This is a genomic window from Streptomyces sp. NPDC039430, assembly GCF_055639435.1.
This window is the reverse complement of record NZ_JBVKAK010000004.1, coordinates 164,478-189,665: the sequence shown is the minus strand read 5'-3', so window position 1 is coordinate 189,665 and position 25,188 is coordinate 164,478. Positions and strand designations below refer to the sequence as shown.

The following is a 25,188-nucleotide window of genomic DNA, read 5'->3' as shown; positions in this document are numbered from 1 at the left end:
GGAGCGGCACCCGGTGAGTCGTGCGCGAGCAGGCCCGGGGCGCTTCAGCCCTTGACAGCGCCGGTGAGCATGCCCTTCCTGAAATGCTTCTGGACAAAGGGCGAGGCGACGGCGACGGGCAGCAGCGCCAGCACCATGACCGCCATCTGCACCGAGAGCGGCGAGAGCTGACCGGTCCTGATCCGCTGGCCGAGCCCCGTCGGCGGTTCCTGCTTCTGCACCAGCTGGATCATGACGTTCTGGAGCGGCATCATGTCTTGGTCCGTCAGATAGATCGACGCGTTGAACCAGGCGCTCCAGTAGCCGACCGCGTAGAAGAGCGCGATCACCGCGATCACGGCACGGGACAGCGGGATGACGATCCGCCAGAGGATCCGGAGATCGCCCGCGCCGTCGATGCGCGCGCTGTCGAGCAGCTCCGGGGAGATGTTCATGAAGAACGAGCGCAGGACCAGGACATTGAAGACGCTCACCGCGCCCGGCAGGATCAGCGCCAGATAGGTGTCGGTCAGCCCCAGCGCCTGGACCAGGAGATAGGTCGGGATCAGACCGGCCCCGAAGAACATGGTGGCCAGCAGCGTCATCAGGATCCAGCGGTGACCGGGCGAGTTCGTACGGGAGAGCCCGTACGCGCACAGGACGGACACCACCATGCTGAACGTGGTGCCCACGACCGTCACCCCCAGGCTGACCAGGGCGGCGCGCTGCACCTGACCGCCGCTCAGCAGCTCCTCGTACGCGATGAGGGTGAGGTCCCCGGGCACGACCACCAAACCGCTGGCCGCGTCGATGGTGCTCCGCGACGACAGACTGGTGACGATCACGATCCAGAGCGGGAAGAGGATCGCGAGACAGGCGGCCGTCAGCGCGATGCCCTTGCCCGCGAGGCCGGCCCCGGTGGGCTTCTCCTCCCACACGGGACGCGACGGGGCGGCCCGGCGGCCACGTCGGCGCCCACGTGCGGCGTCGGTGGTGCCGGAGCCGGCCGGGGCGGCGGTGCCGGTGGTGCTCATTTCCTGTACACCCCCTGCTCGCCCATGAGATGGGCGACCTTGTTGGCCGTGAGGACCAGCCCCAGACCGATGACGCCCTTGACCAGACCGGCGGCGGCCGCGTAGCCGAAGTCCTGGTTCCGGATGCCCGTCCACCACACGAACGTGTCCAGCACCTCCGCCGCGTCGCGTCCCACCGCGTCGCGCTGGAGCAGGATCTGCTCGAAGCCGACGGTCAGCGCGTCGCCCACGCGCAGCACCAGCAGCAGGGCGATCACCGGACGCAGCGCGGGCAGGGTGACATGCCACATCCGGCGCCACCGGTTCGCCCCGTCCATGGCCGCGGCCTCGTACAGCTCGTGGTTGACGGACGCGAGCGCCGCGAGGAACACGATGATGCCCCACCCGGCGTCCTTCCAGACGCCCTCGGCCGTCAGCAGGAACGTGAACAGCCCGGGGTCGGTCATCAGGTCGAAACCCTCGACGCCGTGCCGCCGCAGCGTCTGGGCGATGATGCCCGCGCCGCCGAAGATCTGCTGGAAGACGGTGACGACCAGCACCCAGGAGAAGAAATGCGGCAGATACAGCACGGCCTGCGCGACCGCTCGCACCCGTGGCCGTACGACGCTGTTGATCAGCAGCGCGAACAGGACAGGGACGGGGAAGAAGACCACCAGCTGGAGGAAGAACAGCACGAGCGTATTCTGAACGGCGGCCCAGAACGCGGAGTCGCCGAAGATCCGCGCGAACTGTTCGAAGCCGACCCAGGGGCTCTCCAGCATCGCGACGAAGCCGTTGTCGCTGAGATACGGGTCGTAGTCCTGGAAGGCCACCACATTGCCGAGGATCGGCAGATAGCTGAAGACCAGCACCAGCAGCACCGCGGGCAGTGTCATCAGGATCAGCGCCCGGTCGCGGCGCAGCCGGGCCCGGAGAGAGGGCCCGGGAGCACGCTCACGCGGCGGTGGCTTCCCGTCCTTCCCCGGCCGTGGGCGGGGCGCGCCCCGCGCTCGCCCTCGTACGTCCGCGTCGGGAACCGTGCTCTGCGACACCTGAACTCCCTGCCGTCGTATGCCGTGGGTCAGTTCGCCGCCGGTCCCGACGCGTCGAGCAGCTTCCTGTACCAGTCCCGCAGTTGGTCGCCGCCCCCGCTCCGCCAGTCGGAGACGGCCCGCCGCAGGTCGCCGATCCTCTTCCGGCCGCGGACGACGTCGTCCTCCAGCTGCTCGAAGCCGTCGGTGAGATTGGTCCAGCGGGCCGGCTCGGTGATGGTCAGCCCGTAGAAGGAGGTCTTCCTGGTGAAGGCCCCCATCCGCCGCTGCCACTCCACCTGCGCCCTGGCGATGTCGGGACGGTCGGGGTGGGCGACGTACGCGGCCGGGTCACCGGTGTAGTCGAAGGTGCCCGCGACCTCGATCGTGCCCTTGTCGTTCTTGACGGGCAGCCCTTTCTCCACCGTGTAGTGCGTGCCCTCGACGCCGTAGTCGGTGAGCATGCGCTCCTTGGTGCCGTACGGCGCGGCGGTGAAGTTCGCCAGGGCCAGTACATCCCTGACCAGCTTCTCGGCGGAGCCCTTCCTGACGAAGGCCCAGATGCCAGCGGGCTGTACGGCGTAGAGCGTCGGGTCGCCGCCCGCGTGACCGAAGAGATCCAGGGCGCCCATCGCGAACCCGGGGGTGGCCGCCTGCTCGACGGTCTTGGCGTACCAATGCGAGAGATCCTGGTTGTAGATCAGCACCTGACCGGCCGTGAACCGGTTGCCGGCGTCGCCCTGCGCGGCCTTCGCGTCCGGGTGGACGACCCCGGCGGCGTAGAGCTTGCGCGTCCACTCCAGGGCCTCCAGATACGCCGGGGTCTCGACACGGTGGACCAGCTTGCCGTCGACCAGGTCCCACCCCAGGGCCTTGTCGTTGCCGGAGAGCGCCCCGAACACATTGAAGGCGGTCCACTTCATGTCGTCGCAGGCCCAGACCTTGGACCTGGCGCTGGTGATCTCCTTGGCGAGGGCCAGGAACTCATCGGCCGTGCGCGGAAGTTCATATCCCCGCTCCGCGAAGAGATCCTTGCGGTAGAAGGGCGCGATGTTCACGACGTACGAGGCGGGCATCGGGATGCCGCGGAGCGCGCCGCCGAAGATCGAGCGCTGCCACGCGTCGGTCGGGACGGCCGCGAGGTTCGGGAAGTCCTTGACCTTGTCGCCGGAGAGATACGGTCCGAGGTCCTCGAACTTGGCGTTGACGGCGCCGGGGATCTTGCCGGTCAGATTCCAGCCGGGCACGACCACCACATCGGGGATCCCGCTGGAGGCGAGCACGGCGCCGAGCTTCTCGTCGTAGGTGTTGCCGTCCTGGTTCTGCCAGACGGTCCGGACCCCGATCGCGTCGTTCATGGCCGCGTAGTACGGGTTGTCGCCGGCGGGCGGGGTGCCCCAGTACGGCGACATGATCGTGACGCGGCTGCCCGTGCCGAGCTTCTCCGGCACCGAGTCCTTGAGGTCCGCGGCGGCGATCGCCCGGGTGAATCCGGCGGACGACCCGTTCTCGGGCGGGATGTCCGGTGCCACGACGCTCTGTGCCACGAAGGCCGGGAGGATCTTCCGCGCCTCCTTCCCGGAGGTGGTGCCCTCCTTCCTGGCGCTCCGCGTACCGCCGCAGGCGGCGAGCAGCGGTGCGCCGCCGGCCACGGCGGTGGCGGCGACCGCTGTCGAGGCGAGGAAACGTCTCCTGCTCGGTGCGGAGGAGGACTTCGGCGTCATTGCGTCAAACCCTTCGTGGTGCGCGGGCACATGCGGCGAAAGTCCACCGGACGGCTGCGGTGTCGAAGATTTGTCGAAGCGCTTCGATGTTGCTGCGAGGTTAAATGAACCCTTCGGGAGGCACAAGAGCCACCCCCAAGATTCCTTACCGCGTGCCTGTAGTCGTCCAACAAGCCTGAGATACAGCGGAGTTGGCCGGATGACTCGCCGGTGTCCGGCGCATGAGGATGTCTTGACAGCCGACCGGCGGACTCGGAGCATCGAAGCGCTTCGAAAGTCGATCGACAGCCCCTTCCGGCTCGTTCGGCCCCACCGACCTTCCCCAGGGAGAACCGCCCGTGACCGAGGACCAGCCGCCCTTCCGTGACCCCCGGGCGACCCGTGCCGCGCGCGTCGAGGATCTGCTCGCACGGCTGACTGCCGATGAGAAGACCGCCCTGCTGCATCAGTTCGCCCCGGCCGTCGAGCGGCTGGGCGTCGCGGCGTTCCGCACCGGACAGGAAGCGCTGCACGGAGTCGCCTGGATGGGGCCCGCGACCGTCTTCCCGCAGGCCGTCGGGCTCGGCGCGACCTGGAACGAGGAACTGGTGCGCCGGGTCGGCGAGGCCGTCTCCCGTGAGATACGGACGATGCGCGCGCGGGACGGCCGGGTCGGGCTCAACGTCTGGGCCCCGACGGTGAATCTGCTCCGCAACCCGCTCTGGGGACGCAACGAGGAGGGGTACGCGGAGGACCCCCGGCTGACCTCCGTCCTCGCCACCGCCTACACCCGGGGCCTGCGCGGCGACCACCCCGACTACTGGCGCACGGCGCCGGTGCTCAAGCACTGGCTCGCGCACAACAACGAGACGGACCGGGCCACCACCTCCTCCTCCGTCCGCCCCCGCGTGCTGCGCGAATACGATCTGCGCGCCTTCAAAGGAGCCGTCGAGGCGGGCGCCGTGGCCGGGGTCATGCCCGCGTACAACCTGGTCAACGGGCGTCCCAACCATCTCTCGCCCGCGCTGCGCGAGCATCTGCGCGGCTGGACCGACCAGGAACTGCTGGTCTGCTCCGACGCCGGCGCGCCCAGCAACCTGGTCGACGCCGAGGCGTACTTCGACACCCACGAGGAGGCCACCGCCGCCGCGCTGCGCGCCGGCGTCGACAGCTTCACCGACCATGGCACCGACGCGTCCGTGATCACCGGCCGGATCCGCCGTGCGCTGGAGCGCGGCCTGATCGACGCGTCCGATATCGACACGGCGGTACGACGACAGCTGACGGTGCGCTTCCGGCTCGGGGAGTTCGACCCGGAACGCGACCCGCACCGCGAGACCTCGGCCTTCGACACCCCGGGCCACCGCGCGCTCGCCCAGGAGGCGGCCGAGCAGGCCGTCGTGCTGCTGAAGAACGACGGCCTGCTGCCGATCGCGCCCGGCCGCCGTATCGCGCTGGTCGGTCCGCTCGCCGACGAGTGCAAGCTCGACTGGTACAGCGGCACCCTGATCCACCGGTCCACCCCGCTCGACGGGCTCCGTGAACGCTTCGGCACCGACCGCGTCACCTTCGCCGACGGCGCGGACCGGATCGGGCTCAGGGCCATGACGGGCGGCTGGGTCCGGGTGCCCGGTGCCGGGACGGCGGAGAAGACGGCGGGGGAGGCGCGCGGCGCCGAGGGCGCGCTCGACCCCGCGCTGCTGGCGGGGCGCACCGACCTCCCGCCGCTGACCTGCGACGCCGCCGGGCCCCGCGAGGCCACCGAACTGGCCCTGACCGACTGGGGAAACGGGCTGATCACACTGCGCGCGCCCGGAGGACGCTATCTGTCCGTCGCCGAGGACGGGTACGTACGCGCCTCCGCGGAACAGCCCGGCGGCTGGGTGGTCCAGGAGACCTTCCGGCTCGAAGAGCACGAGGGCGGGCACCTCCTTGTACACGCGGGGACCGGCGGATACGTATCGGTCGCCGCCGACGGCCTGAAGGTTGCCGACAGCGGCACACCTTTCGAGATCGTCGTCGTCGAGCACGGTGAGGACGCCGTGGCACGCGCCGCCGCCGACGCCGACGTCGTGATCGTCGTGGCGGGCAACGACCCGCACATCAACGGCCGTGAGACCGAGGACCGCCGCACCCTCGCCCTGCCGCCGTGCCAGGACCGGCTGTGGCGGGCCGCCCACGCCGCCAACCCGCGCACGGTGCTCGTGCTGACCTCGGGCTATCCGTACGCGGTGGCCGACGCGCAGGCCCGGCTCCCCGCGCTGCTGTGGACCGCCCACGGCGGCCAGGCGGCGGGCAGCGCGCTCGCGCGGGTACTGGCCGGCGATGTCTCACCGGCGGGACGGCTGCCCCAGACCTGGTACGCGGACGACGCGGATCCCGGCGGACTGCTCGACTACGACATCATCGGCTCGCGTCAGACCTATCTCTACTTCGACGGCACCCCGCTGTACCCCTTCGGCCACGGGCTGTCGTACACCTCGTTCCGGTACGACCGGCTGGAGGTCGGCCCGAGCCTGCGGGCACGCGTCACGGTCACCAATACGGGCACCCGCGCCGCCGACGAGGTGTTGCAGCTGTACGCGAGGGAGGCCGCCCCGCGCGTCCCCCGTCCGCACCGCCAACTGGTCGCGCACGCCCGTGTATCACTGGCGCCGGGAGGCACCCGCACCATCGAGCTGGCCGTCACGAGAGACGAACTGGGCCACTACGACGTGGCGCGCGGCACCTGGACCGTACCGGGCGGAACGTACGTCTTCGAGGCCGCCGCCTCCAGCGGGGACATCCGCCGCTCCGTCCGGCTCACCGTCCCGGGCGACGCCCCGCGCGCCAGGGACCTGCGGCGCGACGGACTGGCCGCGGCCGACTACGACGAGCAGACCGGCACCGAGATCGTCGACCGGACCAGGGTGTCGGGCGACGCGGTGACCCCGCTCGGCACGGGCGGCGGGCGGGCGGCGGGCGAACTGCTCTTCAAGGACTGCGACTTCGGGGACGGCGCCGGCGGCGTGACCCTCGACGCGGCGGGCGAGGGGGAGGTCACACTGACCACGGCCGACGGCGGGGCACGCGCGGTGATCGAGGTCAGGGCGGGCGGCGGGCCGTACGACTACCAAACCACCCCGCGCGCCGGACTCCCGCTGTCGGGCGTGCACGACCTCAGGGTCACCCTGCGCGGGCCGCTGCGCCTCGCGCGGATCGATGTCACCGGCTGAGCGCGCGGACGGGGGTCCGGGCGACGCCGCCCGGACCCCCTGGCCGTCAAAGGGCCGTCGATCAGGGAGCGTTGATCAGGTCATGCGCGGGCACGGACACCTTGCGGGCGCCGGTCTTGCCGCTCAGCACGACCTTGCGCAGCGCGGTGTTGTTGGTCAGGCTGGTCTCGTGGAGCCGGCGCTCGGGGTTGGCGAGCACCTCGATGTAGTACGTACCGTTCGGCAGATCGGTGATGTCGAACGACTGACCGGGGCGGTACTGCGTGTAGGTGTCGCCGGAGCCGACGTCCAGCACCTCACGCACGGAGATGGAGCTCTGCACACCGCAGGCGGTGGACAGATCGGTGTTGTTCGGGTGCCAGTTGGCGTTCTTCACCGTGTAGTCGATGGCGTCGGTGTTGGCCAGGCAGAAGGCTTCCTTGCCGCTGCGCACGGCCTCCTTCTTGTCGGCGCGCAGCAGGCGGTAGCTGGCGAAGTCGGTGAAGTGCCAGTGCTCGTGGCCCTGCCGCGCGTCCCACTCCATGGTGCCGGCGGGCGCGTAGCCGACCTGCTTGCCCTTGGCGTCGTAGAAGTACTGGTACGCGTCCATCAGGTCCTTGCCGGGACTGCGGAAACCGTCCACGACCAGCGGCGCGGGACCGGCGTTCCACACATTGGCGCTGAACGCCAGATAGTCCTTGCCGGGGATGTCCCCGTCCTCGCCGTCGGTGATGGAGATGTCCCACGCCGGCAGCGCGCGCAGATCGGGCTTGGGCACATCGGGCACGCTCGCGCGGCCGGTCGGACGCTTCGCGTTGGGCTTGAGCGCGGGCGCGATCCGCGAACCGTCGGTGTGCCCGGGGCCGTCGCCCAGATGGCCCGTCCCCTTGCCGGACGTGAGAGCGTTCGGCAGCGCGGGCGGCGCCGGGGCGTCGGCCCCGCGGCCGTTGCTGCTCGTGTGCGCCGAGGCACCGGGGTGCCCGGCCGGCGCGCCATGACCGCCGTGGCCACCGCCGTGACCCGCGGCCCTGGCTGCCGACGGCGCCGCTCCGACCCCGCCCCCGTCCTCCCACTTGCGGTCGCGCACCGTCACCTTGATCGACTTCGACGCGCTGGGCATGCCGAACAGGTCGCGGTACTTCTTGGTGACGGACACCTTGGCGGTGTACTCCCCGGCCGGCAGGTCGACCGGCTCGGAGTAGTAGCCCAGGTTGGTGTTGGTCGCCCAGCCGTTCTCGACGCCCCACACCGAACCGAGCGTGAAGGGGTTCGTGGAGCAGCTCTCGGGATACTTCGAGGTGGACGGCGCGTCCGGACGGATCCGGCCCGAGGCGTTGTTCGGGCAGAACGTCTCGGTCGTCTTCACGACCGCCGCGCCCGCCGCGTCGCTGACGGTCACCTGGAGGAATCCCGGCAGACCGGAGAAGTCCTTCACGAGCCCCTTCGGCAGGGTCTTGGACCGCGTCTTCTTCCCCTCGTGGATGATCTGCTTGGCGACCACGGGGTCCTTGTAGGACTTGCGCGTCACCTTGAACTCCAGGGGCCCGCCGTCGGCGGTGACATACGTGCCGAGGTCGAGATAGACGCCCGGTTCGCCCTCGTAGCGGTCGATTATCACCGAGTCGGAGGCGGCGATCAGGGAGAGCTTGGGGCCCGCCGGGGCCGCCGCTCCGGCGACGGGCGCGGCTCCGGCCACGCCCGCGATCACCGCGAGCGCCGCTCCGCCGGCGATCGCCGATCGCTTCGTACGGCTGTGGTGGTGAGGTCTGGTCATCGGTTCCTCGTCTGCGAGTGCCACAACAACAGTGGTGCGCACGGACGGCGCGGGAGCCGTCGACCGGGAATATCCCGATGTTTCGTGACGGGCCCTATGCGTCATCTATGTGTCACCTGTCAGATCAGGAGTGCGCTACTTCGGGTTGCCCGCGGACCCATAAGTCGCCGATGGTTGGCCGGAATTGTGCGACGAATCGTGGATCAGGCCATGAGACGTGAATCCTTCCCCCTGAACCCCTGGGCTGTGCTAGAGCGGTCACAGGGACAGCTGGGGGAGGAGCCACGCGAATGCTGGGCTCGCGCAGTCCCGCCGCGGCGGGAACGGCCGGTGCGGGAGCGGACAGCGGACAAGGAGCGGCTCCGTGGGCACAGTGGTCGATGACGCCACCGCTGCCGAGTTCCACGCGTTCTTCGAGCGGCACTACGCCGAACTGTCCCGGCTGGCCTATCTGCTGACGGGCGACGCGGACACGGCCGACGATCTCGCCTCGGACGCCCTGCTCGCGATGTGGCGCCGCTGGGACCGGGTACGGGCCGCCGATCACCCCGTCGCGTACGCTCGCGGGGTGGTCGCGAATCTGGCCCGCTCCCGGATCAGGAGCGCCGTACGGGAGCGCCGCCGCGTCTCGCTCTTCTGGTCGCAGCGGGGCGAGCGCTTCGACGATCCGGACGTGCCGGCCGTCCTCGACGTCCAGGCGGCGTTACGGCGCCTGCCGTTCCGCAAACGTGCCTGCGTGGTGCTGCGGTACGCCCTGGACCTCTCCGAACGGGACACGGCGCTCGCCCTGGGCATCTCGGTGGGCACGGTCAAGAGCCAGTCGTCGCGGGGGATGGCCGAGCTGGGGCGGCTGCTCGGGCCGGGCGCCACGGCGGAAGAGGTGCAGGCCACGGTGGCCTCGCAGCGAGCCGCGGCGCCCACCCCGGCCCGCCGTTCCGCGCGCGCCTCGACACGTGCGGAAGGCAGGGGCTGATGGACGAGCTGCACAGGCGGCTGAAGGAGGCGGCGCGGGCCCACCGCCCGGACCGGGAGCGGATGCTCGCGCGCGTCGAACGGGGCATGGCCGCACCGGAGACACGCCCCGCCGGGGCGCCGGCCCACCGCCCGGCGTCCTGGCCCCGGGTCACCACGGCGGCGGCAGCGGCGGCCGGTGTCCTCGCCGCCGGCGCGTTCGTCCTCGTCACCGCCCTGGACGGCGGCACTGATCCGGCGGGGACGGTGGCGGCCACCTCCGGCCCGGCGAGCCGGGCGCCCGACAGCCCGCCCACGGGCGCCCGGGACGGCTATCTCCGGTCGGACGGCGTGGTCGACCCGAACAGCAACGCCTACTGGGCACAGAGCAACATCACGCTCGGCACGGACCGGCCGCTGACCTCGCTCACCCTCGAACTGCGTGTCGCGCAGACCGGAGGGGTACGGAACACCGGCTCCTGGCGCTCGCTGCCCGAGGAGGACTTCACCGTGTCCATACGCCCGGAGGCCGGCGCGCTGGTCTACCGGTGGACGCTCAAGGACGGGGTGACGGTCTCGGCGGGCGAGCATGTCTTCGCGGCGCAGTACAACCACGCGGAGGGCGCGCGGGACGCCGGGGACGACCGGTACACGGCGATCGCGGCCGGCTCGGGCGGGTCCGCAGAAGTCCGGGGGGACTTCACCGGGACGCGGTAGCGGACCGCCCACCCCCGCGGAAGTGGCAAGATTGGCGCGGCTGTCCGCGGCGTGCGGCCGAGCGAACGCGTCAGCCCGTCCCGCCCGAAGGCGCCACGGCGACCCGCACCGCGCCGGGGAAGGCCGGTGTGCGGGCGGGTCAGATATGAAGTCGGTTCAGGCACCGGAGGCGGTACAGGCGTGAGGCTCACCATTCTCGGCGGCGGCGGATTCCGGGTGCCGCTGGTGTACGGGGCACTGCTCGGCGACCACGCGGAGGGCCGTGTCACCGACGTCACCCTCCACGATCTGGACGCCGCGCGGCTCACGGCCGTCGCCCGCGTGCTGGCCGAGCAGGCCGCGTCCGTCCCCGACGCACCGGCCGTCACGGTCACCACCGACCTCGACGAGGCGCTGCACGGCGCCGACTTCGTCTTCTCCGCCATCCGCGTCGGAGGACTCGAAGGCCGCGCGGCCGACGAGCGCGTCGCCCTGGACCAGGGCGTACTGGGCCAGGAGACGGTCGGCGCGGGCGGCATCGCGTACGGACTGCGCACCGTCCCCGTCGCCGTGGACATCGCACGACGCGTCGCCCGGCTCGCCCCCGACGCCTGGGTCATCAACTTCACCAACCCCGCCGGCCTGGTCACCGAAGCCATGTCCCGGCATCTCGGCGACCGTGTGATCGGGATCTGCGACTCGCCCGTGGGCCTCGGCCGGCGCGTCGCGCGCGCCCTCGGCGCCGACCCGGACAAGGCGTCGGCCGACTACGTCGGCCTCAACCACCTCGGCTGGCTGCGCGGGCTGCGCGTCGCCGGACGCGACGAACTGCCGCGACTGCTCGCCGACACCGAAGCCCTCGGCTCCTTCGAGGAGGGCAGGCTCTTCGGCACCGAATGGCTCCAGTCCCTCGGCGCGATCCCCAACGAGTACCTCCACTACTACTACTTCAACCGGGAAGCGGTACGCGCCTACCAGGAGGCCGAGCGGACCCGCGGCGCCTTCCTCCGCGACCAGCAGGCGCGCTTCTACGACGAGATGGAGCGGCCCGGCGCCCCCGCGCTCGCGGCCTGGGACCGTACCCGCGCCGAACGCGAGGCCACGTACATGGAGGCCAACCGTGAGACGGCGGGCGTCGGCGAACGGGACGCCAGTGACCTGGAGTCCGGCGGCTACGAGAAGGTCGCCCTCGCCCTGATGCGCGCCATCGCCCGCGACGAACGCGCCACGCTCATCCTCAACGTCCGCAACCGCACCACTCTGCGCGTACTGGACGAGGACGCCGTCATCGAAGTGCCCTGCCTCGTGGACGCGAACGGCGCCCATCCACTGGCCGTCTCCCCTCTGCCGCACCACGCGACCGGCCTGGTCTGCGGGGTCAAGGCCGTCGAGCGCGAGGTCCTGGCCGCCGCCGAGAGCGGCTCGCGCGCCACCGCGGCCAAGGCGTTCGCCCTGCACCCGCTGGTGGACTCCGTCGGCGTCGCCCGGCGTCTCGTGGACGGCTATACGCGTGCGCACCCCGGCCTCGCCTATCTGAACCGGCCGTAGACCGCGGCCACCGCCCGGCCGGCCGAGACGGGGCCCGCGTGGCCGGGCGGCGCGGGCCCCGCTCGCCGGGCGGCGCGACGAGCGTGCCCCGGCCGCGTACCCGGCTCCCTATCCGTGCCCGACCGCCGGCGGGTCGAAGGCGATCCGCGTCCGTGACCCGTCGTCCGCCCACCTCACCTCGACCGTTCCCGCGTCCGCGGCCACGGTCACCTCGCTCACCGCCTCGGCCAACGGCGCCGCGCCGGGCTCGCCGGTGAGCGAGGCGAGAGCCACGAAGAGCGCCGTGCCCTCCGCTTCCCCGGTCAGCCGGGGGACGATCGCCCACCGGGTGTACGCCGTGCCCTGCGGGGCGCGGACCTCGTCGCGCGTCTCCCAGCCGTGCAGACCGTGCAGGGCGGAGCGTACGGTCTCCTCGGGGCCGGTCGCCCAGCCCGTCTGCCGCACCCGCGCCCCGGGCGGCGCGCCGAGCACGCGGTGCGCGCGCAGTTCGTACCGGCCACGGGCCACGGTCACGCTCTCCACCCGCAGCCCGGGCACCAGGGGCGCGCCCTTGGTGAAGACGGGCAGATGAGCGGAGGCGGCCCAGCCCCAGCCGTCGCCGCCCCCCGCCCCGAGCGGCCGGATCCGGCGCCGCCCGCTGACGGCCCCCGCGATCTCCACCACCACCTGGTTGTCCGCGACGTTCGCCGCCGCCGTCGGGCCGGTGCGGGTGGAGTAGGACTGCCGGCTGTAGAGCGGATCGTCCGCCACGCCCGACTCGCCCTCGTGCGGCCGGATGTGGTCGCTGCCGTGATTGTGCAGCCGTACGATCCCGTCCGCCCGGGTGGAGTGCACCAGCAGCCCCGGCGCGGAGAGGGCGAGCACCCGGTCGGGTCCCTCACTGGGCGCGGCTTCCTCCGTGGCCGTCCACAGCGGGTGGTCCCGGGGGGCGAGCAGCGCGACGAACGCCTTGGACGCCCAGTACGGCGAGGCGGGACCCGAGTAGGACTGGAGTGTCGCGTCGTGCGGACCGTGCCAGCCCAGGCTGAGCAGGCCGTCCGTACCGGTCGCGCCGCGGTCGAGGAAGTAGCGCAGCGAACCGTTCACCAGCCGCCGCGACACCCCGGGCGTGAGCGGGGTGTGTCCGGTGACGGCGCCCAGGGCGACCGCCGCGCCCGCCGCGAACCGGTAGGTCAGCGAGCGGCCGAAGTGGATCGGCGCCCCGTCGGCGCCGAACAGCAGCGAGAAGCCCTCCAGATGCTCGCGCAGCCGGTCGCCGTACGGCGGGGCAGGGGACGCCTCCGCGCCGGACATCTCCGCGTCACCGGCCGGCAGCGCGTCCAGTACCGGATACAGGTGCAGGGCCCAGCCGTTGTAGTGGTCGAAGGCGCGGCCGTCCCCGTCGGAGTACCAGCCCTGCCCGCGATACCACCCCTCCATCAGGTCGCGCGCCCGCTTCCGCGCACGTGCCGTCTCCGCGTCGCCGCGGCCCACCGACTCCAGGAACCCGGCCACCGTGTAGGGGAACAGATACCAGTTGTTGGGCGCGGGGGTGTGCCGGAGCGCGCCGCGCAGCCACTCCTCGGCACGGTCCCGCACCCCGGAGTCCAGCCGGTCCCAGAGCCAGGCCCTGGTCAGCCGGAGCCCGAGGGCCACGGACGCGGACTCGACCATCGGCTGGCCCTGGACATGGTGGTCGAGGATCAGCGGCCAGGACTCGGTGTCGTGCCGTCCCGGGGTACGGGTACCGGCCGCGAGCCCGTCCGCGTACCGGTCGAGCCAGCCGTGCGGGTCCTCGCCCCCCGCGCCCGCCACCCGGAAGGCGGCGGCCAGGAACGTGCGGGCGTAGCCCTCCAGACCGTCCGAGCGCACGCCCGAACGGGAGGGCCTTCCCGGCAGATCGAGCAGTGCGCGGCCCGGGGTGGCCCACCGCCAGGCGGCCCGCAGCAGACCGTCCGCCGCGGCTTCCCAGTGCGCGCGGGTGTATCCGGTGTACGGGCTCAGCGTCCGGTCCTCGGCGGGGAGTTCGAACGCGGGCCCCGGGAACGCGGGCGGTACGAGGGGGGAGGTCATGCGAGGAACGCCAGCCTTTCGCGTCGTACGGCATGGGTGAAACCGTCGCCCACGGCCCAGCGTTCGACCTCGCCGACGGCCAGATCGGCGAGACGCCGGGTCTCATTGCCCTGCGAACCGGCGAGATGCGGAGTGATCAGCGCGTTCTCGCAGGTCCACAGCGGATGGTCCGGCGGCAGCGTCTCCGGCTCCGTGACATCGAGGACGGCCCGGATCCGCTCCGCCCCGAGGACATCGGTGAGGGCGTCCTGGTCGACGACGGCGCCGCGCGAGGTGTTGATGAGCACGCTGTCCTGGCGCATGGAGGTGAGCAGTTCCCGGCTGACGAGCCCGCGCGTGGCGGGCAGCAGGGGGGTGTGGACGCTCACCGTGTCGCTGTGCGCGAACAGTTCGCGGAGCCCGACCGGCCGGACACCGAGCGCCGCCGCCTCCTCGTCGGAGACATAGGGATCGTGCAGCAGCACCCGGAAGTCGTACGGCCGCAGCAGCTCGATGACGCGCCGGCCGATCAGCGAGGCGGACAGGATCCCCACGGTACGGCCGTAGTTGCCCACGGCGCCGTCCATGCCCAGCCAGTCGTCGCGGTCGCGCGCGCCGCGGTAGGCACGGGCCCGTTCCAGCGCGCGCTTGCCGGAGAGCAGGATCATCGCGACGGTGTACTCCGCCACCGGCAGGGCGTTGGCGGCGGCCGCCGAGGACACCTCGATGCCGCGTTCCCAGCAGGCTTCGGTGATATGTCCGCGGATGGTCCCCGCCGTGTGCGCGACGGCGCGCAGCCGGGGCGCCAGGTCCAGTACGGCCTGGTCGAGGGGCGGGCAGCCCCAGCCGGTGACGAGGATCTCCACGTCCGCGAGCGTGGCGCGGGCGCGGTCGGTGGTGAAGTCGTCGAGGACGGGCGGTGGTGTCAGCTCGCAGACCGCGCCGAGCGCGGCCAGGGTCTCGGGCCCGAGCACCGCGGCGGCGGCATCCGGTTTCATGGCGAGGGCGGCGCGCGGACGGACACGTACGGTCGGTGCGGTGGGCATCTCTCTCCTGGTACGGGGTGACGGCGGCCGGCGGGTCCGGCCGGCTACTTGACTGCGCCGGCGGTGAGGCCCGACCGCCAGAAGCGCTGGAGCAGGGCGAAGGCGAGGATCAGCGGCAGGACAGCGAGCAGCGATCCCATGATCACCGCGGGGTAGTACTCCGGGGAGACGGAGGCGGAGCTGTTCCATGTGTAGAGACCGAGGCTCACCGGATAGAGGTCCTGGTCGGAGAGCATCACCATCGGAAGGAAGAAATTGTTCCAGATCGCGGTGAGCTGGAAGAGGAAGACCGTGACGAGCCCGGGGCCGAGCATCCGCAGGGCGACCCGTACATAGGTGGTCAGTTCACCGGCGCCGTCCACCCGTGCCGCTTCGAGGACCTCGTTGGGCACGTACCCCTGGCTGAAGATCCGGCCCAGATAGACGCCGAAGGGGTTGAAGAGCACCGGGATGAAGACCGACCAGAAGGTGTTCACCAGGCCCGTGCCCGACGCCATCAGATAGAGCGGCAGCGCGAGCACGGTCTGCGGCACCATCACGGCCGCGAGGACCAGACCGAACAGCTTCTCCTTGTGGCGGAACCGGTACTTGTCGAACGCGTAGCCGCAGGCGATGGAGACCAGCGCACCGAGCGCCGCGCCGACGACCGCGTACAGCAGGCTGTTGCCGTACCACCGGCTGTAGAGCCCGCCGTCCATCGCGAACAGGTCCTTGAGGTTGCGCAGGAAGGCGAAGTCGCTCAGCGACAGCAGATCGCTGCTGAACAGCGCGTCGCGGCTCTTGGAGGCGGCCAGGACCAGCCAGAGCACCGGCAGCAGTGTGTAGAGCACCGAGACGCCCACGACCAGGTTGACGACCGAGCGGCCGAGCAGCCGCGGACGCAGCAAGGCGGCGGTGGTGGTGGTGCCGGTCGCGCTCATCGGGCGGCCTCCTCTTGGGCGTTGACGCGATTGGTCCAGCGGGTCACGCCGTAGGAGAGGGCGATCGTGCAGAGCAGCAGGACGACGGAGGCGGCGGCCGCCAGACCGTAGTTGTTACGGGTGAACGCCGCGTCGTAGATGTACATGCTGGGCGAGAAGCGCGAGCTGATCATCGGGGTGGACTGGCTGAGCAGCACCGGCTCCGTGAAGAGCTGGAGAGCGAAGATCAGGGTGAACATCGCGACCATCACGACCGACGAACGCACCAGCGGCGTCTTGACCTGGAGGGCGGTACGCACCGGCCCCGCTCCGTCGACGACCGACGCCTCGATGACCTCGCGCGGTACGGCCTGGAGCGCGGCGTAGAAGACGACCATGTTGTAGCCGAGGTTGCTCCACAGGGCGATGTTCACGATGGACGGCAGCACGGTGTGCACACCGAGGAAGTCGACGGTGATATCGGCCCTGCCGAGCAGCTCGATCACCGGACTGATGCCGGGCGTGTACAGGTAGAGCCAGATGAGGGCGGCGATGATGCCGGGCACGGCGTGCGGCAGGAACAGTCCGAGCTGGGCCCAGGACCGCAGGCGTACCACCCCGGAGTCGAGCAGCAGCGCCAGGACCAGCGCGCCGATCACCAGCAGGGGGATGTAGACCACGCAGTACAGGACGACGGTGCCGAGTCCGGCGAGGAAGGTCGGATCGGTGAGGACCGCGGTGTAGCTGCGCAGTCCGGCGAAGACCGTGCGCTCCGGGCCGAAGCCCAGTCCCGGCTGGTCGTCGCTGAAGAAGCTCAGCCAGACGGCCGTCGCGACGGGGATCAGGAAGACGGTCACCAGAAGGACGAAGAAGGGGGTCATCAGGACGCCGGCGGCGCCGAGTTCACGGCGACGGGCGGACTTCCGGCCGCCGCCCGCCGGCGCCGCGGTGGTACGGCCCGGTCCGCCGGTCACGGCGATGGCCGGCGCCGTCGCGGTGACCGGTCCACCGGCCGTCGCGACGGTCGCGGGCGAGCCGGCCAGGGGCTTGCTGACGGGGTTGCTCATGGGGTGTCACCTGCCTTTCTGCTGCTGGAACGGGGGCCGCGCGTCAGCTGCTGCGCTCGGTGGTGGCCAGACCCAGTGCCTTCAGATCCGGCATGGTGCCCTCCTGGGCCGCGCGCACCGCCTCGATCAGCGAGCCCTGGCCGCCGCTCGCCCGTGCGAACCCGTCCTGCATGACCTTCATGGTGGCCGTCATCCGAGGGCCCCAGACCCAGCCGTCACGGATCTTGCGCGCCTCGTCGTCGAAGAGGCGGTAGATGTCCTGGCCGCTGTAGTAGGAGCGGTCGAACGCCTCGCGGCCGACGGCGACGAGGCCGGGCGCCGCCGGATACTGGCTGCTGGTGCCGCTGGCGAGCCGGGCGCGCAGCGCGTCGGGGTGCGAGATCTGCCATTCGATGAACTCCATGGCCGCCTCGGGGTGCCGGCTGTCCTTGGTGACCGCGAAGGTGGAGCCGCCATGGGTGCCGACGCCGGGCCTGGCCGGGTCCCACTGGGGGAGCGGCGCGATGGCCCACTCACCCTTCTGGCCTGGCCGGGCCTTCATCTGCGCCCCGGCGTCCCAGGCGCCGCTGAGCCGGGCCAGGACCTTTCCGCTGCCGATCTGGGCGTCGCTCTGCCGGCTCTCCACCGGGTTCACGAAGACGAGGTCCTGGTCGATCAGCCGCTGCCAGTACGCCGCGACGCGGCGGGTCGGCGCGTCGGTGAGGGAGACGTTCCAGGCGCCGCCCGCGGTGGTGAACCACTGGGCGCCCGCCTGCCAGGCGAACGAGGCGAGCTGCGGGGCGCCGTCCGTGGCGAAGAGCGCGAGACGCCGGTCGCGCGCCGCGCTCCGTACCGTTCTGGCCGCGTCCTCGAACTCGTCCCAGGTGCGGGGTACTTCGAGTCCGTACTCCCTGAAGAGATCGGCGCGGTAGTGCATCACCATCGGCTCGATGTCGAGCGGCAGGCTGAAGACGCGCTTCTCGAAGGTGGTCAGGCCGAGCGCCTGCGGCAGCAGTTTGGCGCGCAGGCCGGCACTGATCAGATCCGTGATGTCACGGGCGACCCCGTCGATGGCGAAGCCGGGCACCTGGGGATATTCGATGGTGGCGATGTCCGGCGCGTTGCCCGCGCGGGCGGCGTTGCTGAGCTTCGCGTAACCGCCCTGGCCCCCTGAGGGCACCTGCTGGAAGTCGACCCGGATCCGGTCCTGGCTCCGGTTGAACGCGTCCACCACTTCCTGGCTGCCGCGCAGGGCGGACCAGAAGGTGACGTGTGTGGCCCGCTTACCGCTCGTGGAGATGGTGTTCGTACTGCTCGTGCTGCGCGACCCCGAGTCCGCGCCGCCCCCGGTGCAGGCGCTGAGCGCACCTGACAGGGGCAGCGCGGCGATCGTGGCGAGCACGGATCGACGGCTCTGTCGACCAGGCATGGGCGCCTCCCGCGGCTCCGTATGAGACACGGGGAATCCTGATCGGCTGATCGGAAAGGGTCAATAGATCGCTCAGAAGAAAATGAAAGCGGTCAAACGCTCAGTTTTCTGCGAGGGTTGGAACGGCGGCCGGACGGGACACCGGCGGCCGCGTCGATCCGCGCACCTTCAGTGTGGGCAACAGCTCGACCCTGCGTACCGGATCCCCGGCGCCGAGCGGCCGGGCCAGCCGGTACAGCAGCAGTTCGGCGGCGGCCCGCCCGACCTCCGCCTTGGGCGGGGACACCGCCGTCAGCGGGGTGCTGCCCAGAGCCGCCACCACGTCGTCGTACGCCACGACCGAGCAGTCACGGGGCACCCGCACCCCCTGGTCCGCGAGCCGCTGCACCAGCATCAGCGCGTCCACGTCGCCGTGCAGCACGGCGGCCGTGGCCCGGCGCCCGGCCAGCAGCGCGGCGAGGTCCAGGGGGGTGCGGTCACGCGGGGCGTCGCCGAGCCGGGTGCCGTCGTCATCCTCCGGACCCGGCACCGCGTCCGGCGAGCTGAGGACCACCGACCAGTCCTCCACCTCGGGCCGGGCGGCGGCGATCTCGGCGAAGGCGCGGCGCACGCTGCGCGCCGTGGGACTGTCGTCGCGGGCGGCCAGCACGATCCGGCGGTGGCCCAGCGCGACCAGATGATCGACCGCGAGATACGTCCCGTACCAGTGATCGGAACACACCGAGTCCAGGGCGTGCAGCGCGCTGCCCGGCCGGGGCCGCCGCTCCATCAGCACGGTCGGCACCGCCACCTCGGACAGCCAGCCGTAGTCCGCCGCCTCCGAGGTGGCGCCGCGCCACCTCGGGGCGATCAGCAGCCCCCGCGCGCCGGCCGCCAGCGCCGCTTCGACCAGGGGCCGTTCCGCACCGGGCGCCTGCGGCGCGATCTGCAGGGCGATACGCATCCCGGCCTCCTCAAGCACCGGCCGGGCGCCGTACGCCGCCTCATACAGATACGAATGCCGCTCCGGCACCACCAGCGCGACCGGACCGCCCTCCCGCCCCGGCTCCTCGGCCCGCGCCGGCGGGACCGTGACCTCCTCGACCGTCCCCACCGCGCGGGCCACGCCGTGCCCGCGCCGCAGCCGCCCGGCGCGGGCCAGCTCCTCGATGTCCCGGCGGACCGTGACCACCGAGACATCCAGCTCAGCGGCGAGGACACTCACCTTCACGGCGCCCCGCGACCGCACCACCGCCAGGATCCGCTGACGCCTGAGCTCGACCGGCTCCCGCATACTGTTGGCCCCCTTGCCGCTGCCACCGCGCTCTGTTCGTTTGAATGTTTCGTATGAGCGCTTGGAGCGGCAGCATAGCGACCGCCGCGCCGCGCGGGCGGCGGCCCGGTGGGCCGGGGGGCCCTGAAGGCGCAGGTCAGCCCTCCAACTGGTCGGCGAAGGCCCGCAAGGCGTCGGCCAGCTCCTTCTTCGTGGGCAGTTGGCCGACTTTGCTGTCGAGTTCGTCGATGCGCCTGGCCAGTTCCTCAAGGCTCGCGGGGGTGCCGGGGGAGGAACTGGGGCCGCTCGTCGGATCCCATGTCGGTTCGGTGCCTCCCGAGCCGCTGACGCCGCCGCCGTCATCCGTGGGAGCCGGGGAGGGCTCGGGGGATACCTCGTCCGTGGGTGCGGCCGTCGGCTCGGTGCCCCCGGAACCGCTGACGCCGCCGCTGTCCGTTTCGCCGGTTCCGCCGTTGTCCGTCCCGCCGGTCACGTCCTGCGTGAGCCTCGTGTCCTGGCCGGCGGCGCCACTGTCCGGGGCCGCGGCGGCGATCGCTCCGCCAACGCCGAGGATCACCGCGACCGCCGTCCCCGCGACCGTGATCGCCATTCTTTTTGTACGCGTATTCGATTTATCTGCCATGTGCCGGACATTAGTCACGGTTTTCACCGGACGGGCGGCTTCCGGGAGACTCCCCACAAGTGAAGCCGGCGGCTCCGTGGACAGGCGAAAGAGCCTCGGGCGCGGGCCGTGCGAGATCGCGCCCGAGGACCGCCAGCGGGAGGACGGGCCGGGTCGGGTCAGGACAGCAGGTTCAGGGCTCCTGGCAGAACGCGTGCCGTGACCGGCAGACCGGCCTCGACCTCGCCGTCCGCGCCGTAGGGGAGGTCCCGGTCGCACTCGATCCGCACCTCACGCCCTCGCAGGGTCTCCACCTGCCGCCGGTGCACATGCCCGCCGCTCCTGAGCTCGTTCATCACGGCGAAGAACAGCAGACGGGAGGCCTCGTGGATGATGACGACATCGAGCAGGCCGTCGTTCACGGCCGCAGCGGGGGCGATGCGCCGGCCGAAGCCGTAGTAACCGGAGTTGGCCACGACGACGGTGAATCCCCTGCGGTGGTGGACGGTGCCGTCGACGGTGACGCGGTAACCGGCCGGCCGCCAGCTCGTCACGGCACGCAGCCCTCCCGCGTAGTAGGAGGCGGCACCGCGCAGCAGACGGCTTCGGTTGGCATGGCGGTTGGCCAGCGCGTCGACGCCGGCGTAGACGCTGCCGAGTACGGGCAGACGGTCGTGAACGGCCGACTCGACCTCGATGACGTCCGTCGCCTTCGGTTCGCCGCGCAGGAGCAGTTCGGCGAGCCCGGCCGGCTCGGCGGGCAGCCCGACCGCGCGGGCGAAGTCGTTGCCCCGGCCGGCGGGCACGATGCCGCCGACCGCGCCGGTCCCCGCGAGAGCGCCGACGACGCGGCCCGTCAGGCCGTCACCCCCGACGCCCAGCACGATCCGGTCCCGTCCGGCGGCTTCCAGGGCCAGTTCGCGCGCGTGGCCGAGACCGCGGCTGTACTCGACTTCCAGCTCGGCGCCTCCCGCACGCAGCAGTCCGGCGAGGGGGATGAGGGCCGCCGCCGATCTCGCGCCTCCCGCGCTCGGGTTGACGACGGCCGTGAACTGTCGCATGGCTACGCTCCGGTGGGCGGGGACGGCACGGGCGGCAGCAGGATGCCGGGATTGAGGATGCCGGACGGATCGAGCCGGTCCTTCACCGCGTGAAGGACCTCGACGCCCAGCGGGCCGATCTCCCGCGCGTACCAGTCGCGGTGGTCGGTACCCACACCGTGGTGATGGCTGATGGTGCCGCCCGACGCGAGGATCGCTTCGCCCGCCGCCCGTTTGGCGAGCGCCCAGAGCGCCACCGGGTCGTCGCCCTGTGCGCAGAGCACGGTGAAGTACAGCGACGCGCCCGTCGGATAGACGTGCGAGACATGGCACATGATCACGGGGGGAGCGCCCGCGCCGGCCAGGGTGGTCGAGAGCGCGGTCCGTACGTTCTCGTACAGCGCGGGGATGCCGGACCAGAAGGCGGCGGTCTCCAGCGTCTCGGCGAACGCCCCGATGTCCAGCAGGGCGTCACGCAGATACGGCGCGGAGAAGCGGCCCTCGGCCCACTTCGTCCCGGGTGCCTCGCCGAGGAACACCCCGCCGCGCTCGCGCAGTTCGGCGTGGGTGCGCGTCCTGCGTTCCGGCACCTCCGCCCCGGTGCCCTCGTAGCCGACGACCGCCAGGCAGCCCGTGCCGGGGCCGGCAGCGGTGCCGATGGCGCCGGGGTCGGCCAGGCCGATGGCGGTCTCGGTCTCGTCGGACAGCCGCAGCACGGTGGGCGGCAGCCCGTCCTGGGCGAGCGCCCGCAGCGCGTCCCGGCCCGCCGCGAACGAGCCGAAGCTCCAGCCCTCGTAGGCACGGGTCGCGGGAGCGGGGTGCACGCGTACCGTCACCGCCGTGATCACGCCGAACGCGCCCTCGGAGCCCAGCACCAGCTGCCGCAGGTCCGGCCCGGCGGCCGACCGCGGAGCGCGCCCGATGTCGAGGGTCCCCCGGGGTGTGGCCACCCGCAGGGCCGTCACCATGTCGTCGAAGCGGCCGTAGCCCGCCGACGCCTGGCCGCTCGAACGCGCGGCGGCGAATCCGCCGATCGTCGCCCATTCGTAGGACTGGGGGAAGTGGCCGAGGGCGAAGCCCTGTTCGGCGAGGAGCGCCTCGGCCTCGGGCCCCCGCAGCCCGGGTTCCAGGACCGCGGTGCGGGAGACGGTGTCCAGGGCGGTCAGCCGGTTCATTCTGCGCAGGTCGAGAGCGATGAAACAGCCCGGGGTGCCGGGGGCGAGGCCACCGACCACGCTGGTGCCGCCCCCGAAGGGGACGACCGCGACCCGATGCCGGGAGCAGGCCCGCAGGACGGCCTCCACCTCGTCGTGGTCACCGGGCAGGACCACCGCGTCGGGCGCGTCGCCGACCGCCCCGGCACGGATGCGCAGCAGGTCGGTGGTGGACTTGCCGCGGGTGTGGCGGACCCGGCTCTCGGCGTCGGTGAGGACGTGTTCCGCTCCCACGATCCGCCGGACCGCTTCCTCGGCGTCGGGGGCCAGCCGGCCCACGCGCGGCGCCACGGCCGTCAGCTCCACCGGCCGTCCGTCCACGGGCCGCACGCCGAGCAGTTCGCCCAGTACGTCGGTGATCTGACGGGGCAGAGGCGCCGCCCTGCCCGGGTCTCCCCATCCGCTCCACAGCATCTGCGCCGGGTCCATCTGTCTCCTCGCTCGTCCTCTGTCCTCGCGGCCGCCGGGCCAGGAAACGGCCGCGCTGCCGCTTGCCGTCGCCGTTCCCGTCGTTACACTGTGACATGTGACGCCTAAACGAAACACCCCGCGGGATGACAATCTTGTCCTCGACGCGGCGCGGGACTGCGTCCTCGCGGTCGGTGTGCGACGAACGACCCTGACCGACGTCGCCCGCAGGGCAGGGGTGTCGCGTATGACGCTCTACCGGCGCTGGCCCGATGTCCGGGCACTCGTCGGCGACGTCATGACACGTGAATGGGTGGCGGTCACCCTGGGGGCGGTCCCGCCGGACGACGGAAGGCGGGGCACACGCCCCCACCTGGTCGACACTCTCGTGGCCGGACTCCAGGCGCTGCGCGACCACCCCCTGCTGCGCAAGATCCTCGACGTCGACCCCGAACTGCTGCTCCCCTACCTCTTCGACCGGCGCGGCGCGAGCCAGGACAGGGTGCTGGAGTTCATCGAGGACGCCCTGCGGCGCGGCCACGCGGACGGCTCCATCCGCGCGGACCACCCGGTGCGGCAGGCGCGTTGCCTGCTGCTGGTGCTCCAGTCGTTCGTGTTCTCGACGCGGACCATGGCCGACGACGCCGACCCCGAGCTCAGCGAGGCCGCCTTCCACGGCGAACTCCGGCACCTTCTCGAAAGGACCCTGGCCCCATGAGCCCCGGCGCCCGCCCGGACTTCTCGCTCAACGCGGCACGCCGCTCCCGTGAGCTGGCCCGACTGGCGGAGGGGGGAGCGGTCGACGTCCTGGTGGTGGGCCTCGGTGTCACCGGCGCGGGTACGGCGCTGGACGCCGCCTCCCGCGGTCTGTCGGTCGCCGCGATCGACGCGCACGACCTGGCGTTCGGCACCTCTCGCTGGAGTTCCAAGCTCGTCCACGGCGGACTGCGCTATCTGGCGTCGGGTCAGGTCGGCATCGCCCACGAGAGCGCGGTGGAACGCGGGGTGCTGATGGAACGCACCGCTCCCCATCTCGTACGCGCCCAGCCCTTCGTCATGCCGCTGACCGCGCTCACCTCACGCCGGAGCGCCGCCCTCGCAGAGGCCGGACTGCGGGCGGGTGACCTTCTGCGCGCGGCGGCCGGCACGGCTCGCGGCACGCTGCCCGGCCCGCGGCGCCTGTCCGCCGTCGAGACGCTGCGGGCGGCACCCGGCCTGCGCGTCCACGGCCTGCGTGGCGGACTGTGCTCCTGGGACGGCCGGCTCGTCGACGACGCGCGGCTCGTCACCGCGATAGCGCGTACCGCCGCCGGTCATGGCGCCCGCGTGCTGACCCGCACGCGCGCGCTGTCCGTCACCGGCACCGGAGCGCTCGTACGCGACGAACTGACCGGGCAGGAAACCCGGATCCGGGCCCGGATGGTCATCAACGCCACCGGCGTCTGGGCCGGCCGGCTCGTCGAGGACATCCGGCTCCGCCCGTCCCGCGGCACCCATCTGGTGCTCCGCGCGGAGAGCCTGGCCGGTCCGCACACCGGTCTGCACATCCCCGTCCCGGGAGAGACGAGCCGTTTCGTGCTGGTCGTCCCGCAGGACGACGGCAGGGTGTACGTGGGCCTGACCGACGAACCGGTCGACGGCCCCGTGCCGGACGTGCCCGAGGTGCCGGAGTCCGACATCGGCTTCCTGCTCGACATCCTGGGGACCGTACTGGACACGCCGGTCCGCCGTCGTGACGTGGTGGGCGCGTTCGCGGGGCTGCGGCCGCTGCTGGACACCTCCCGCGGGGCGGAGTCAGCCGGTCCGCCGACCTCCGATCTCTCTCGCAGGCATGCCGTGGTGACCTCCCGGGAGGGGGTGGTGACCGTCGTCGGCGGCAAGCTCACCACCTACCGCAGGATGGCCCAGGACGCCGTCGACGCCGCACTGGCCGCCAGCCGTCTGAACGCCCCGCCCGGCCGCGGCACCGCCCGCCTTCCCCTGGCCGGCGCCGCTTCACGGGCCACGCTGGCGGCTCTTTCCGCCCCCCGTCGGCTGATCGAACGCTACGGAACGGAGGCGACCGCGATCCACGCGCTGGGGGAGCGGGAACCACATCTGCGCGCCCCCGTGGCCGACGGCCTGGACGTCACGCGGGCCGAACTCGTCTGGGCGGTACGGCACGAGGGCGCTCTCGACGTGTCCGATCTCCTGGACCGCCGCACACGCGTCGGCCTCGTACCGGCCGACCGCGCCGCCGCGCTGGACGCCGCACACGAGGCGCTGGCCGCGGCGGCTTCCGCCACGGGGAGCTGAGCGGGCGCCTGCCCCGG

At 72.1% G+C, this 25,188-nt stretch carries 19 protein-coding genes; 6 read left to right on the top strand and 13 right to left on the bottom strand.

All coding sequences use genetic code 11. From position 1 onward, the window contains the following. Window positions 1-44 precede the first annotated feature (44 nt). From ACZ7LS_RS12660 to ACZ7LS_RS12650, 3 genes are read right to left on the bottom strand one after another with little or no spacing between them, the layout of a single operon-like run. Window positions 45-1,013, bottom strand: a complete 969-nt coding sequence (locus ACZ7LS_RS12660; RefSeq protein WP_385129628.1) for a carbohydrate ABC transporter permease — start codon at window positions 1,011-1,013, stop codon at window positions 45-47. After that, window positions 1,010-2,044 (bottom strand): ABC transporter permease, encoded by a 1,035-nt coding sequence (locus ACZ7LS_RS12655; RefSeq protein WP_385129626.1) that lies wholly within the window; start codon window positions 2,042-2,044, stop codon window positions 1,010-1,012. Before ACZ7LS_RS12655 ends, ACZ7LS_RS12660 begins: the two co-directional genes overlap by 4 nt. 29 nt (window positions 2,045-2,073) lie before the next feature. Beyond that, window positions 2,074-3,747: a type 2 periplasmic-binding domain-containing protein gene (locus ACZ7LS_RS12650; protein ID WP_385129624.1), complete on the bottom strand. Its 1,674-nt coding sequence runs from the start codon at window positions 3,745-3,747 to the stop codon at window positions 2,074-2,076. A 338-nt stretch (window positions 3,748-4,085) separates the two neighbouring features. Here ACZ7LS_RS12650 and ACZ7LS_RS12645 point away from each other — a divergent pair, with 338 nt between their 5' ends. Next, a complete protein-coding gene (locus tag ACZ7LS_RS12645; RefSeq protein WP_385129622.1) occupies window positions 4,086-6,941 on the top strand; it encodes a glycoside hydrolase family 3 C-terminal domain-containing protein in 2,856 nt (951 codons plus the stop codon). 61 nt (window positions 6,942-7,002) lie between these two features. On the opposite strand, the gene ACZ7LS_RS12640 is transcribed toward ACZ7LS_RS12645, so the two are convergent. Then, window positions 7,003-8,694 (bottom strand): lysyl oxidase family protein, encoded by a 1,692-nt coding sequence (locus ACZ7LS_RS12640; protein WP_382519163.1) that lies wholly within the window; start codon window positions 8,692-8,694, stop codon window positions 7,003-7,005. Between the two features lie 364 nt (window positions 8,695-9,058). Here ACZ7LS_RS12640 and ACZ7LS_RS12635 point away from each other — a divergent pair, with 364 nt between their 5' ends. From ACZ7LS_RS12635 to ACZ7LS_RS12625, 3 genes are all read left to right on the top strand, one after another. Further along, on the top strand, window positions 9,059-9,667 hold the full coding sequence (locus ACZ7LS_RS12635) for a SigE family RNA polymerase sigma factor (RefSeq protein WP_129766472.1): 609 nt from the start codon (window positions 9,059-9,061) through the stop codon (window positions 9,665-9,667). Beyond that, entirely contained in the window at window positions 9,667-10,362 is a 696-nt protein-coding gene (locus tag ACZ7LS_RS12630; RefSeq protein ID WP_385129619.1) for a hypothetical protein, read from the top strand. Before ACZ7LS_RS12635 ends, ACZ7LS_RS12630 begins: the two co-directional genes overlap by 1 nt. Window positions 10,363-10,542: 180 nt before the next feature. Then, window positions 10,543-11,889, top strand: coding sequence for a 6-phospho-beta-glucosidase (locus tag ACZ7LS_RS12625; protein ID WP_385129618.1), 1,347 nt, complete (start codon window positions 10,543-10,545; stop codon window positions 11,887-11,889). A gap of 108 nt (window positions 11,890-11,997) precedes the next feature. On the opposite strand, the gene ACZ7LS_RS12620 is transcribed toward ACZ7LS_RS12625, so the two are convergent. From ACZ7LS_RS12620 to ACZ7LS_RS12580, 9 genes are all read right to left on the bottom strand, one after another. Continuing rightward, the gene (locus ACZ7LS_RS12620; RefSeq protein WP_385129616.1) at window positions 11,998-13,941 is read right to left on the bottom strand and encodes a DUF2264 domain-containing protein; all 1,944 of its coding nucleotides are present in this window, start codon (window positions 13,939-13,941) and stop codon (window positions 11,998-12,000) included. After that, on the bottom strand, window positions 13,938-14,966 hold the full coding sequence (locus tag ACZ7LS_RS12615; RefSeq protein WP_385129614.1) for a hydroxyacid dehydrogenase: 1,029 nt from the start codon (window positions 14,964-14,966) through the stop codon (window positions 13,938-13,940). Before ACZ7LS_RS12615 ends, ACZ7LS_RS12620 begins: the two co-directional genes overlap by 4 nt. A 44-nt stretch (window positions 14,967-15,010) precedes the next feature. Further along, a complete protein-coding gene (locus ACZ7LS_RS12610; protein WP_382519173.1) occupies window positions 15,011-15,886 on the bottom strand; it encodes a carbohydrate ABC transporter permease in 876 nt (291 codons plus the stop codon). After that, the gene (locus ACZ7LS_RS12605) at window positions 15,883-16,932 is read right to left on the bottom strand and encodes a carbohydrate ABC transporter permease (RefSeq protein ID WP_382665410.1); all 1,050 of its coding nucleotides are present in this window, start codon (window positions 16,930-16,932) and stop codon (window positions 15,883-15,885) included. The genes ACZ7LS_RS12610 and ACZ7LS_RS12605 overlap by 4 nt, the downstream gene beginning before the upstream one ends. A 43-nt stretch (window positions 16,933-16,975) precedes the next feature. Next, a complete protein-coding gene (locus ACZ7LS_RS12600) occupies window positions 16,976-18,340 on the bottom strand; it encodes an ABC transporter substrate-binding protein (protein WP_385129611.1) in 1,365 nt (454 codons plus the stop codon). Between the two features lie 100 nt (window positions 18,341-18,440). Continuing rightward, complete coding sequence (locus tag ACZ7LS_RS12595; protein WP_385129608.1) at window positions 18,441-19,613, bottom strand: substrate-binding domain-containing protein; 1,173 nt, start codon at window positions 19,611-19,613, stop codon at window positions 18,441-18,443. Window positions 19,614-19,749: 136 nt separating this feature from the next. Next, on the bottom strand, window positions 19,750-20,202 hold the full coding sequence (locus tag ACZ7LS_RS12590; protein WP_385129606.1) for a hypothetical protein: 453 nt from the start codon (window positions 20,200-20,202) through the stop codon (window positions 19,750-19,752). A 191-nt stretch (window positions 20,203-20,393) separates the two neighbouring features. Then, window positions 20,394-21,275: a diacylglycerol/lipid kinase family protein gene (locus tag ACZ7LS_RS12585; RefSeq protein WP_382665402.1), complete on the bottom strand. Its 882-nt coding sequence runs from the start codon at window positions 21,273-21,275 to the stop codon at window positions 20,394-20,396. A gap of 2 nt (window positions 21,276-21,277) precedes the next feature. Then, entirely contained in the window at window positions 21,278-22,897 is a 1,620-nt protein-coding gene (locus ACZ7LS_RS12580) for an FAD-binding oxidoreductase (RefSeq protein ID WP_385129604.1), read from the bottom strand. A gap of 97 nt (window positions 22,898-22,994) precedes the next feature. Here ACZ7LS_RS12580 and ACZ7LS_RS12575 point away from each other — a divergent pair, with 97 nt between their 5' ends. Together ACZ7LS_RS12575 and ACZ7LS_RS12570 are read left to right on the top strand one after the other, a co-directional pair. Then, window positions 22,995-23,594, top strand: a complete 600-nt coding sequence (locus tag ACZ7LS_RS12575) for a TetR/AcrR family transcriptional regulator (RefSeq protein WP_382519187.1) — start codon at window positions 22,995-22,997, stop codon at window positions 23,592-23,594. Next, window positions 23,591-25,171, top strand: coding sequence for a glycerol-3-phosphate dehydrogenase/oxidase (locus ACZ7LS_RS12570; protein ID WP_382877789.1), 1,581 nt, complete (start codon window positions 23,591-23,593; stop codon window positions 25,169-25,171). The genes ACZ7LS_RS12575 and ACZ7LS_RS12570 overlap by 4 nt, the downstream gene beginning before the upstream one ends. Window positions 25,172-25,188: the final 17 nt, after the last annotated feature.